General features: G+C 43.9%; 12 protein-coding genes. 10 read left to right on the top strand and 2 right to left on the bottom strand.

All coding sequences use genetic code 11. The annotated features are described in order from the left end of the window. The 6 genes from tssD to DXD78_RS20575 form a co-directional block, all read left to right on the top strand. Positions 1–316, top strand: a 316-nt coding sequence (tssD, locus tag DXD78_RS20550; RefSeq protein ID WP_233534028.1) for a type VI secretion system tube protein TssD, incomplete at its 5' end; no start/stop codon positions are given. A 101-nt stretch (positions 317–417) separates the two neighbouring features. Further along, entirely contained in the window at positions 418–2,184 is a 1,767-nt protein-coding gene (locus tag DXD78_RS20555) for a phage baseplate assembly protein V (protein ID WP_101602715.1), read from the top strand. Positions 2,185–2,187: 3 nt separating this feature from the next. Further along, on the top strand, positions 2,188–3,579 hold the full coding sequence (locus DXD78_RS20560) for a hypothetical protein (protein ID WP_165859183.1): 1,392 nt from the start codon (positions 2,188–2,190) through the stop codon (positions 3,577–3,579). Continuing rightward, on the top strand, positions 3,530–3,814 hold the full coding sequence (locus DXD78_RS20565; protein ID WP_101602716.1) for an immunity 17 family protein: 285 nt from the start codon (positions 3,530–3,532) through the stop codon (positions 3,812–3,814). Before DXD78_RS20560 ends, DXD78_RS20565 begins: the two co-directional genes overlap by 50 nt. A 20-nt stretch (positions 3,815–3,834) precedes the next feature. After that, positions 3,835–8,253: a DUF6531 domain-containing protein gene (locus DXD78_RS20570; protein ID WP_101602717.1), complete on the top strand. Its 4,419-nt coding sequence runs from the start codon at positions 3,835–3,837 to the stop codon at positions 8,251–8,253. Positions 8,254–8,255: 2 nt separating this feature from the next. Next, a complete protein-coding gene (locus DXD78_RS20575) occupies positions 8,256–8,834 on the top strand; it encodes an SMI1/KNR4 family protein (RefSeq protein ID WP_133304273.1) in 579 nt (192 codons plus the stop codon). A 3-nt stretch (positions 8,835–8,837) separates the two neighbouring features. Here DXD78_RS20575 and DXD78_RS20975 read toward each other — a convergent pair whose 3' ends face one another. Further along, positions 8,838–9,179 (bottom strand): hypothetical protein, encoded by a 342-nt coding sequence (locus tag DXD78_RS20975; RefSeq protein WP_133304274.1) that lies wholly within the window; start codon positions 9,177–9,179, stop codon positions 8,838–8,840. A gap of 43 nt (positions 9,180–9,222) precedes the next feature. Here DXD78_RS20975 and DXD78_RS20585 point away from each other — a divergent pair, with 43 nt between their 5' ends. From DXD78_RS20585 to DXD78_RS20595, 3 genes are read left to right on the top strand one after another with little or no spacing between them, the layout of a single operon-like run. Next, positions 9,223–10,515, top strand: a complete 1,293-nt coding sequence (locus DXD78_RS20585; protein WP_133304275.1) for a hypothetical protein — start codon at positions 9,223–9,225, stop codon at positions 10,513–10,515. A gap of 5 nt (positions 10,516–10,520) precedes the next feature. Continuing rightward, the gene (locus DXD78_RS20590; RefSeq protein ID WP_101602721.1) at positions 10,521–11,300 is read left to right on the top strand and encodes a polymorphic toxin type 44 domain-containing protein; all 780 of its coding nucleotides are present in this window, start codon (positions 10,521–10,523) and stop codon (positions 11,298–11,300) included. After that, positions 11,282–11,827 carry a DUF4948 family protein gene (locus tag DXD78_RS20595; RefSeq protein WP_101602722.1) on the top strand — a complete coding sequence of 182 codons (546 nt, stop codon included), beginning with the start codon at positions 11,282–11,284 and terminating at the stop codon, positions 11,825–11,827. Before DXD78_RS20590 ends, DXD78_RS20595 begins: the two co-directional genes overlap by 19 nt. A 129-nt stretch (positions 11,828–11,956) precedes the next feature. On the opposite strand, the gene DXD78_RS20600 is transcribed toward DXD78_RS20595, so the two are convergent. Then, positions 11,957–12,262, bottom strand: coding sequence for a hypothetical protein (locus DXD78_RS20600; RefSeq protein ID WP_101602723.1), 306 nt, complete (start codon positions 12,260–12,262; stop codon positions 11,957–11,959). A 135-nt stretch (positions 12,263–12,397) separates the two neighbouring features. On the opposite strand from DXD78_RS20600, the gene DXD78_RS20605 reads away from it, so the two are divergent. Continuing rightward, entirely contained in the window at positions 12,398–12,595 is a 198-nt protein-coding gene (locus DXD78_RS20605; protein ID WP_117652947.1) for an AbiH family protein, read from the top strand. Positions 12,596–12,630: the final 35 nt, after the last annotated feature.

Raw genomic sequence — 12,630 nt, forward strand, 5'->3', positions numbered from 1 at the left:
CGACTCTAAGGGAAAACCCTCCTCAAATATTCAGGGAGGACGCGTAGGGGTTGTTATCGAATCCACTGATGACACCGCTACTATTGAAGCCATGCTGAACAGCCAGTTCAAGCAGGTAGAGGGAAAGATTGTCTACAAGAAAATCGAGGAAGACGCGAAGATGAAGGAAATCGAGTTCAAGAACGCCTACATCGTACATTACAAGGAAACCCTCGACGTGAACAACGAAGTGCCAATGACAATCGCGCTGACCTTCTCGGCTGAGATGATCAACGTGGGGAACGCCGCTTTGGACAATCGCTGGCCGAAGAACTGATATTTTCAGCTTGAACACCCGTCCGGGATGTAATAAGAATTGCCGCCTGACGGATTTTCCGTTGGGCGGCAATTGTGATTTTTAACTAAAATATAGCCGTTATGCTCGAGCAGAAGAAAACAACAGTCAGCATTGAAGGGAGTCCTCTGCCCTCCTTTTCTCAGGTCATATTGAAACAATTCATTAATGACCATCACTATTTTGATGTTCACATGGACATAGAATCCGGAGAACTTTATGCGGCACATACGCTTGACAAAAGCAAGAACTGGGTAGGCAAGAAACTGGATATTCAACTGGGAGATAATGTTTTCAAGGGTATCATAACTCACGTCGAGCTTCATCGTACCCAAGGCAATCACGGCTATCTGCTTATACAGGGATATTCTTTAACATTCCTGCTTGAATCAGAATTGAACTGTGCTTCATGGACAAAAAAAACATTATCCGGCATAGTTAAGGAAATATGTGACAGGGATGGTGTCCCTTGTCTGGTTAATCCGGAATACAAAACAGAGATCGAATATGAATGCCAGTATCGCGAAAGCGATTTTGATTTTATCCGGCGTTTGGCACGGCAATATCATGAATGGCTGTATTATGACGGACATCAGCTGGTATTTGGCAAACCATCGTCACTTCCACCTCCTGTCTCTTTGGCTTATGGCCGCGAAATTTCGGATTTGAATATCGGTATTCAGACACTTGCACGACCTTTACAAGGAAGTTCATACCATTCAGGAAATGCACAGACATATAAGGCTTCTACTCCGGATGCTCCAAAGGGGCTGAATATGCTGGGACAATCTGCATTCGACGCTTCTATAAAACTATTCAAGTCTCCGGCTGTCCAAAACTCTGAGATTAGGGTTGCCAACAAGAGTCAGCTTGATAATTATTTCCAGAAAAAGCAACAGGGTGACACAGCCTCATCACATTACATAGCTTGTGATACCGACAGCAATCTTGTAAATTTGGGTAGCGTAGTTGAAATTCAGACTGCAATCCAGATTTTTCAATCTGTTTTTGAAGAAAAGAGTTTGGGAGAATATATCGTAACGGAGATTACACACTTCTCAGGTGCGGGAGAAAGTTATTATAACAGTTTCACGGCTATCAGTTCTTCTGTTCCGACTCTTCCCCCTCCCGATGTGCCACTGCCGGTTGCACAAACCCAGCAGGCTGTGGTAATAAGCAATGATGATCCGGAAAAGCAAGGACGTGTGCAGGTTAAGATGAGTTGGCAAGGCGATGGAATGCAGACATCATGGATTCGTGTCTTGACACCGGATGCCGGTGTAAGCGATAAAGTTTCTACAAATCGCGGGTTTGTATTTATCCCGGAGAAAGATGATATCGTCCTTGTCGGTTTTCGCTATGACGACCCCAACCGCCCATTCGTGCTTGGAAGTTTGTTTAATGGAAAAACCGGAACCGGAGGAGACAGCGGGAACAAGAAAAAGAGCCTGACAACGAGAAGCGGTTGTACCATTACCATAGACGATGACGAAGGCAGTATCACCATGAAAGATAAGGATGGCAATAGCTATGCGGCTGATGGACAGGGAAACATAACTATTTCCGCCTCAAAATCCATCAAGTTGTGCGTGGGGGAAACTTCCATTGAATTGGATAGTGAAGGCAATATTACATCCAATGCTGCTGCCAATATCTCGGAAACGGCCGGAGCGGACATCATCCAAGCCGCCCAAAAAGTGAGCACTTCTGCCGAAACTTCATATAACATAAACGGTAATGAGGTTACTGCTACGGGGAAAAGTACGGCAACACTTTCCGGAGGCACACAGGCTACTGTGGATTCCAGTGGCACAACGGCTATAGCAGGTACAATCATTAAACTGAATTAATTTATGAGCAACGCCATACAACAGATAGCAGACAATATGCTTTACCTTTGGGAGGAAGCCATAAGTCATCCCGTAAAAATGGTTCGTATAGTTATTAATCCTGGAGATGAATCCATGCTCAAGGCATTTTATGACTATATGTTGGCCATTGACAGCGACGAGGAGGATATGGTTTTCGTCATAGCCTTGCCGTTTATGTCTGTTGTAGAATATAGCGATAAAGTTCTTCGGTATATAGAGCGGCAGATTGAATATTGGAATGATTCCGATAAGCCGGAAGACATTATTTTTGAGAGAATAGACTGGACTCCGGATTTTACACTTGGAAGCAAGGATAATCCTGCGCAGTTGGTTGTTGAGAATTTCAATAGATTGGCAAAGGTTATCGTTGGCGGGACTGATATGAAATGCAGTTTTGTCTTTGATATCGAGGGTACGCAGGAGTATGAAGAATGTCGATTTTGGTTCGAACAGGCTCTGTCATTGCCGTTCAATGCGCAGATGGTTTGGGGGATCAGTGACATTATCGGGCAGGAACAGTTCGGTGACATCATGTCTAAGTATCCGAAAGAAACGACCAGTATTTATCCACCGATCAACATGGATGAGGCCGTTGAAAAATTGGCTGAACAGGCCGCCAATGAGGATACTGGTGATCCGGGCGCCAATGCTTTTCGAATAATGTTGGTGAAACTAATGAATAGCGTGAAGAAAGGGGATGCCGCGCAGACTGAATTTTATGCACGCAAGTGCTTGGATATGGCTCTCGTCAATGTAAAAAAGGACTTAAACTGGCTGAGTCAATTCGTTACTGTCTATACCATTTTATACACTGACCGTATTACACGTAAAGATTGGGACATGGCTCTCTATTTTGCCAACAAGGCGGTAGAATCGGCACAAATGGGTGAAGGCAGGCTCGAGCCTTCACTGTCCGGCCGTTTGCTTGGTGGTGCACTTTTGGGAAAAGCCTCCATATTGGTGCATCGTTCCGGGTGGCAGGAAGCTGCTGAAATATATAAGGTGGGAGCGGATGCTTACTCCCGATGTAAAGACTATCTTATGCAAGCAGAGGCTTTGCGAATGTGCGGATGGTGTCGAGAAAAAAATCACGAGAACGCTTTGGCGGCAGAATGTTACATTGAAGGATTCCGTTTGGCAGATAAATTATCTGTTGAGCTGGTAAGGCACTCCTCTTATCCATTGTTGCTTCTCAAGCTGCTTGAGAGTTCGAACTACCAGTCTTCTGTCGGCAAAGACGAAATCGATTCGGTATTAACACGCATAATCGGGAAAGACTGGGAAAATTTCTTATATGAGTACAAACGGAATTTAGGGAAATATTATGAACTGGCTGAACAAAATATGGACAACGCTGCAACAGATATTCACTGATGGACCGGATTATATCAAGTCTAATCCGAAATCAGGTTATCTTATTGTTATACTGATTTTATTGGTGTGGCTTCTTGGATTATTACTGGACTGGAAATGGACTTATGCCCGTCCCGGCAGTTGGGGTGGAAATTTCTGGTTGGACATATTGGGACCTAATGGCTTACGCTTTTGGCTGGGGGTCATTGTCGTACTTGCCATTTTCTTGTCAGGCTATTTATTTTTTAAGACTTAAAACTATTAAAGGATATTGTTATGTCATCAGGAACAAGTTATTTCGACCAGGTAAGCTCGCAGCTTGAAGTCACTGTCGGCAAACAAATGTCTGGTGTGGTTTCCGGAGTTTCTGCTAATGCAGAAGCTGGTGTGTCACCATCGATAAATGCTCTCGACACGGGATTAAAGGCGGCAACCGCCCTTGGCAGCTTGGCTGACAACGTGAGTGAGGCAGCCATACTGCCCGTACTCGGCGCATTGGGTATGAAAGGACAGGCCTGCCTTCCCATATCCAAGCAACTTGATCCTGTAATCGGAGTGGATATACACTTGGTGAACATACCTCCGGCAACAAGCGTACCCATGCCGCATCCGTATGTGGGCACACTATTATGCCCTCAAGATTTTATGACCGCAGCAGTGGCCTCGTTTATACCGCCTCCGCCAACAGCAGAGGATACTGGAAGTGCGGACTCTGCCAAACTTGCGGAAATCGGACATACCGCATTGACAATGGCCGTGGGCATGTTGGGTGCAACCGTCAAAATAGGCGGATTTATTCCTCGTGCTGTAGCTTCCACACCCACACGTAGCATACCGCATATTCCTATGGGAGCCGGATTTGCTGCCAACTCTCTCCCGATCCCGAAGAATAACGGACACGCATTCATGGGAAGCCTTACGGTACTGGCTGACGGATTGCCTCTTTCAGGAGGAGGTACGCACCTGCATCTGGATTGTAACGACCTCGGTATGGCCAGTGTACATAAGGTGCCGGGACTATTTCTGCCTACGGGAGTCATTAATCCGATTCCCCCTGCAAAACAGATATTGACCAGCCCCATTCCCGTACCGCTCAACCCTATGGCCGCACTTTCCCGTAAATGCATGGGGGCTTTCGGCAGAGCCTACAAGAGAAAGACCGCAAAGGTGGCAAAAAAACTGCACGACGCGGTAAATGACAAAATAAAGAGCAAGTCCTTGCAGAATATGCTGCACAAAACGATCTGTACCGTCACCGGACATCCCGTTGATGTGGCAAGCGGCACGTTCTTTACTGATGAAGAGGATTTCTGGCTGGACGGCCCGATTCCGCTTTCGTGGGAACGTACATGGTACAGTCGCAGCGATTACCGTGGCCCCTTGGGCAACGGCTGGCATCACGCCTATGACATGGGGATTGTCGTGGAAAACGGAATACTAACTTTCCGTATGTCGGACGGAATACCGGTCGCATTTTCCCTGCCCACAGAGAAAAATCCGTCATTTATACGTTCCGAACGGAAAGAAGCACGGAAAGAGAAGGACGGTTATTGTATCTGGGATATGGACGAGGATCTGTACTATCGTTTTACACGGAAAGAGTATGACTCCATACATCTGCTTGAAAGCGTGTCCGATGCTAACGGCTTTGCCATACGGTTCAGTTACAGTGCCGAGGGCTACCTGCGCAATATAACGGACAGTGCAGGGCGCCATCTGAGGGTGGAATACGATGTCCGCAACGGACGCATCATGGAAATATGGGCTCCGCATCCCGAAAATGCGGATGAGGAAATCATACTTGCCTCTTACGATTACGATGCCGAAGGAAATATGATACGGCAACGTAATGCGGTGGGTGATGCGATGCTCTATGAATATGCCGGACGCCTGATCGTGAAGGAAACGTGGCGTAACGGACTCTCGTGGTATTTTGAATATGACGATACGGGTATCGGTGCCCGCTGCATCCACACATGGGGGGGCGACGGCATATACAATCACAAGCTGAAGTTTATGAACGGGCTGACAGAAGTACTTGACAGCCATGATAAACTGACAGTTTATCACCACCGTGACGGGCTTGTATATCTGAAAATAGACGCCAATGGAGGTGAACACCGCTGGAAATACGACACGGACAGGAAACTTTTGCAGGAAACGGATCCGGCAGGCAACAGCTACCTGTACAAGTATGACCGCTGGGGTAACTGCACGGACAATTCGGATCCGGGCGGTGGCAGTGTTTCTGCGGTATTCTTCCGGAAAGGTGCGTTACGCAACAGGCCGATAAGTGTGACTACGGCAGACGGGGGAACATGGATGTTCGGCTATGACGACAAGGGCAATGTGATGAAGCGCACAAATCCGGAGGGAGCTGAGACAAAAATAGAATACCGTGAAGGATTGGTTAGTCGTGTGACGGATCCTTACGGTGTGATGACAACCCTTTCTTACGACAAGGACGGAAATCTTACGGAAGTGGCAGACAGCCGTGGCAATGTGTTACGTTACCGATACGACCGGATTGGACGCTGCCTTCGCGTTACGAATCCGAAAGGCGCAGAACAGGTACGCAAGTACGACTTGGTTGGTCGTGTGGTGGAGGTGGAAGATTTCGATGGAAACCATATATTCCTGACTTATGACGGAATTGATAACCTGGTGGAATATCGTGATAACCTGCAACAGGTGGAATACCGCTATGCGGGAATGTGGAAACTGACTTCCCGTCGGGATAGCCGTGGCGTAGTAGCGTTCCGCTACGATGGAGAGGAACGCTTGCGCAAGGTAATCAACGAACGGAGGCAATGCTATGACTTCGACCTTGATAATACGGGTAACGTAATTAGCGAGGTGGGCTTCGATGGAAAGAGAAGGATATACAAACGTGACATAGCCGGACGGGTCGTGAGCGAGAAATTGCCGAGCGGAACGGAAAGGGAGTATGAATACGATGCGGCATCACGCGTTACGCGTGTTTCTTATGTCACAACTGACGAACCGGACCAGACTTATCAGTACGGCATATCGGGCAGGCTTGTGGAAGCCGTAAGAGGTGAAAGCCGTGTGGAGTTTACATACAATACACTGGGGCTCCCGGTTACGGAAACGACGGATGGAGAGACCATCACACGTACTTATGATAAGGTCGGGCAGATTCTTTCTTTACAGAGTACACTTGGAGCAGACTTGAAATATGAGCGAAACGAATATGGAGAGCTGGTTGGATTCAAGGCGAGTGACGGATGCGGTGAAGACGGAGGTGCTTGGCATTCCGAACACCGTTACGATACGTTGGGCTTCGAAGTGGAACGGATGCTTCCGGGCGGTGTGGTGCGCAGTTTCGCGTACGACAATATAGGACGGTTGGTAGATGCCCGGACACGCAAAGATGCCCGGACACGGCACATGCGTCGCTATTGCTGGGGTGTGGCCGACCGTCTGCTCTCCACCGAGGATAGCAAAAGAGGTACGACACGTTATGGCTATACGCCGAATGGTCAGCTTGAATTTGCGGAATACCCTGATGGTACACAGCAATGGAGAAAGAGCGATATTCTCGGCAATCTTTATCCTGATCCTGACTGTACGATACGGCGTTTCCTCAAGGGAGGCGTAATGGAGCAGGACGGTAAGTGGCACTATGAATATGACAAGGACGGCAACCTGACGGAACGTTATATTGGTTCAGGGAAATGGCTTGATGGGAAAAAAGAGCATTGGAGGTATCGATGGAACGCCGACGGTTCGCTGGCTAAGGTCATACGTCCTGATGGAGAAGAGGTTGGATTTACCTACGACGCTCTGGGCAGACGACTTTCAAAGACATTTGGTACGGTTGTCACTCGCTGGTTATGGAATGGGAATGTACCGCTGCACCAGTGGAAGCAGCAGCGTACCTATTTGCATCGATATGAACGCTGGGAAACGGATGAAAAGCGTCATGCCCGTACACTGTGGTTGTTCGATGAAGAATCTTTCGTTCCGGCAGCCATGATTAAGGAGGGGAAAACATATTCCATATTGACGGATCATTTGGGGACACCCACAGAAACGTATGATACTGAAGGTAATGAAGTGTGGAGTCGTGTGCTTGACTTCAATGGGAATGTCATTGAGGAAACAGGAAACAAAGGGATGATTCCGTTCCTTTTTCAAGGCCAGTATTATGACAGAGAGACAGAACTGGCCTACAACAGGTTCAGGTACTACTCACCGCAAATAGGAATGTATGTTTCGCAGGACCCGATTGGACTGGCTGGTGGAATTTGTTTATATAATTATGTTGTTGATACTAATGTTCTAATTGATTGGTTTGGCTGGCATGAGGTTATTGCTATTTTGGATGGGAAACCAGTATTAACAGATAAAGGAAAATATTCATGGTATAGTAATCCTGGATCGTCAGACGCACAATACAATGGATATGGTGCCACTGGACATTCAGAGGCCAAACTATTAGAAGCTCTTGATAAGAGAAACAAAGTTGGTGATTTATCGGGAAAAGTATTAGATATACATTCAATGGGGCAAATGACTAAAGGTGGTGTATCACAATTATCTCCATTGGCTCCATGTAATAGATGTGAGAAAGGCATGCAAACCTTTGCGATAAAGCATAATATGATTATTCGATATCATTATATTAATGATGAAGGGCATAAAAAAATATCAACTTATAAACCAAAATGATTATGGATTCAATCAAATACATTAAAAATAAAATTATTGAGAAAAGAAATTTGTTAGATAAAATAGCACAGAGTGATTTGATATTTAATCCAACTCTTTCTCTTGAAAAGATAAGACAATTTGAATTTGAAAATCATATAGAACTTCCACTAGATTATAAACGCTTTATCTCTGAGATAGGAAATGGTGGAGTTGGTCCTGGATTTGGATTAAAATCATTATTTGATTCTATAATAGATTTTAAATTGAGAAATCGACCTTGCATTTGTTTAAATAAAGAATTTCCATACCAAGAGAAGTGGAATGAGTCTTGGATTGCATCATTTGATTGGGATGATGATTATCCTGAATCCGAGATTGTGGATAAATATATGAATACCAAACATATATTTGGATGTTTACAAATAGGTCATTGGGGGCATGGTTGTACCTTTTTACTTGTTGTTAATGGAACAGAATTTGGTAATATTTGGCTTGATAATAGAGCTGATTATAGTGGTATTTCACCTGTTCTCAATAAAGAGAATAAGCATATTACTTTTAGTGAATGGTATTCAGACTGGATAACTAATCTGATATAATATCTAATAATTGTAATGACGGACACAGGTTATTTCGACAGCATAAGTGCAAACCTCAAGACTGGTGTAGGAAAAGATATCTTGGGTAGCATAAAAAACAACTCCAATGCCTCGATGCTCTCGGTTCTCGGGGGCATGAAGAACATGCTCTGCCTGCCCTTCTCCAAGCAGCTCGCTCCGGTGTTCGAAGGTGACATTCACCTTGTGGCGATATCGCCCTTCCCTGTCTCTCTCATGCCTCACCCTTATGTCAGCGTGCTCCTGAGACTGCAGCACTTCATCGTTACGGCTCTCTCCGTTACTGACAGTGGAGCAGGCGGCGGATACCAACAGTTGAGGGAACACCTCACATATAACAATTAAATTACATTTTTAAGTATTAATGAATATGATTGATAATCGCACAACATTTCTTATTGGAGCAGGTACGCCACTTGACCTTGATTTACCGCAAGGAACTATAAAACCATCAACAAGGAATATTACAGACGAGGTTTGTAGTCCCTATACGGATTATCTTGATCCAAGTAATTCCATTACAACAGTGAAAGATATTTATGACAAACTTAAGATGGCTTATCCGCCTGATCACTCCAATCCGTTTCTTAGGAAGGCACCGGAACCTAATGTCCATTTTGAACATCTGTTCCATGTGTTGGAAATGCTATATTCCTATGGATGGGTATGGGATGGCAAATGTCATAATGCGAATCTGTTCCCTGCTTTTGCTCCCTTTACACTGCCTAATATGGAGTTTGATCGTAACAATCTCAGCTCCGTGATGAAGCAGTTCGTTTTACGGATAATGGATATTATAAATGGATACGATACTGTTTTTCGAAATCGGAAGTATAAAGAAAATGAATGGTATCGGGATTTTTACCAACAGTTCGGAAAGGGCAGTGATTTCTTTGTGTTTAACTATGACACAACGATAGAAGATTCTATTGGAAACTATGAAGATGGTTTTGAACCTGATGGCATTCAAGATGTATTCAAAAGGTTTAATCCCAAGCGGTTGTTTGAGAATCCGGAAAAAGTGGCAACCATTAACCATCTGCACGGATGTATCAATTACTATTTCTCGTCCTATAAAAACGCAAATCAGGATATATATACCAATCTCTCCCATGACCTATACAAATATCCTAATTATGATATAGTAAAAGATATGATGATAGGCCGAGGACAGGGGCAACCAACCTGCCAGTCCGGAGAAACTTACTATGCGTCCCCTATAGTTACAGGATTGCGTAAACCGGATAAACTAAACTGTGTCCCCTTTGATTTTTATCATGCCAATTTAACTAATTGCATAATCCGGAACCCCAGATTAGTAATTGCAGGATATAGTTTCGGGGATTTATATTGTAACAATTTATTAGAGCGAATGCACTTCCTGCATGGAAATCGGCGTCGTATTGTAGTTATTGATTTTTTAGATATTCCGAAAAAGGACCGGATGCATGGCGGATATTGGTTAAGCCAAAATATGGGTAGTTTCCTTTGCCGTGCGGCAGAATGCGGTACTTTTGATGAAGTGGTGGAACAACTTTATAAAAATGAGGACCCCAAGACCGGTGCTTTGTATAGCGACAACGGTTGTTTGATGGTACTTTTTAATGGATTTAAACATGCCGCAGCATGTAGCAATGATATAGAATCTTTTTTAAATTCATAAACAATATGATGAAAGCTGATGGCACACCGAAGTCTGCAAAAAGGCAAGCGACAGGGAGTAGTATTTCCGTGCATCCATACCCATCAGTATGGGATACGGCAAACTATATCTGTGAAGAGATCAAAAGAAACGTCAGGTCTCAGGATGTAAAAGAACTTATCTCTCTTTTGAACCATTACAATAAATCACAGAATTCTCAAAAGCAAGCATTCAAGAAACTGACCCCATTCGGGCAGGCAGCAGTATCCGCACTAAATCCTTCTTCTCTACTTGCAAGTGTCGCATCAGACAAAGTAGAGGGAAGAATACAGGCATACAAAAAGTGGAAAGGACTTGTTGCAAATGAGAAAATATGGGATCATAAGAGAAAGATCAAAGAAATACAAGGTTGCGATTGGGCTTGTGATAGTGCAACACAATTGAAATTTATGTATGATATATGGTCTAACATACACTATGGATTTATCGGCAGGTATGTGGGATTTACCGAATTTGAACTTGTTAATGGCGCCGGTTTTGCCCAACTGGGAGACAATAACAGGTCTTATGGTACCTGGGCCAAACAATACATTTCGAATCGATTTGTTAATTTGGGAGATGCGGATATATTGGGAGGATTCGATGACGCAGAAGACACTCAGGCCATAAAGGTTGGTTTCAGCCTGTTCAATAAGTTCGGAGCGGTACCTTCTGTTTTGACATCTCGGCATATCATGGATGAACTTTATCTGTTTTACCGGAATAATAAGCCTTTACATATAGAAAAATGCGAATATCACCAATAACATTTCTGATTTCAAGTTTATTCGTTACAGGTTGCGAACTATCCCTGCCGACCGACGACGAAATGGTGCGTCATTTCACGCAACATGAAGCGGCTTTCAATGAAATACGCGACATTGTCGTACAACGTGCTTATGGTACATATTACCCTCCTTACAGAACGGATACATTATATGGCGACGATTTATTGAGTATCAAGGAACTGCCCGAAGAACATAAGTTGCGGCTGGATTCCCTTCTAAACGAAATAAGTTGTGAGCGTGTCTTTTACTGGGGAAAAGAATCGCTAAAGGAAATGGGCAAGGATACATCAAGAACAAAAGTCTATATCCCTTATTTTGTTCACGGCTTGTCAATCGGCGGAACTTCCAAAGAATTTCTCTATGAACCGGAACTGGATAAAGAGCAAATATCGGCAACAGAACAACAATTGGATTTGAATGATATCTATCGCCAAACAGATAGTGATACGACTCTATATAAACCTATCAAAGACGGCTGGTATATTATGCTTGACCACGACAACTGAACTGCCACAAAAAAGACGTTTGTCCTCGCTGTCATACAGCATAAGGTCAGACGTCTTCTTAATGTGGATACAAAATCAAACACGCTACAATCTACTGTTTGTAATGAAATACTTCCGCTTCATATACAATTAGTTCCCTAATCGGGCTTCCAATTCCTGAATGCTTTCTTTTAAAAAAGCATACCCTTCATTAACTATGCGCTTGTATTCTTCAATAGCTTTTTGTGCATTCTCCGGATTTCCCGTGCAGTCATATTCTATTTGATGTGCATAACCTATGGCAAAAGGAACGGCTTCATCTTTACCGCGCAACTTTTCTAATTCTTCTCTTCCTTCCTTACGTTCTTCAGCATCATTTGAAAATGTCTTATCTATAGCAGAATCCAACTGCTTAAAAACTTTTTGTTTTTCTTCTATATAATCTTTGATGTTCATAATTTATGATGTTGGTTTTCTACAAAAATAGGGAAAAAAGCAAGACTATCAAAAAAAGGAGAAGATATTTTTTTAGGCCACAAATATTTTATAACTTCGCGTAAATGAAAGAATTAACTCATAAAAAATACTTAAATGAAAAACTTGTATATTATAGGAAATGGATTCGATTGCCATCATGGAATAAATAGTAGTTATAGTGCGTACCGTCAATGGCTCGAAGAAAACGAACCGGAACTCTACGAAAGACTGAGAGAATTCTATTATGTGGATGATGACGAATGGTGGTGGCAGTTTGAGGTGAATTTAGGTGAACCTCAAATCCGCAACTAAGCTCTTCAGCGTCCTTCTTGCGTCTAAACGTCCTC

This window comes from Bacteroides sp. D20, from assembly GCF_003436255.1.
Taxonomy (GTDB): domain Bacteria; phylum Bacteroidota; class Bacteroidia; order Bacteroidales; family Bacteroidaceae; genus Bacteroides; species Bacteroides uniformis.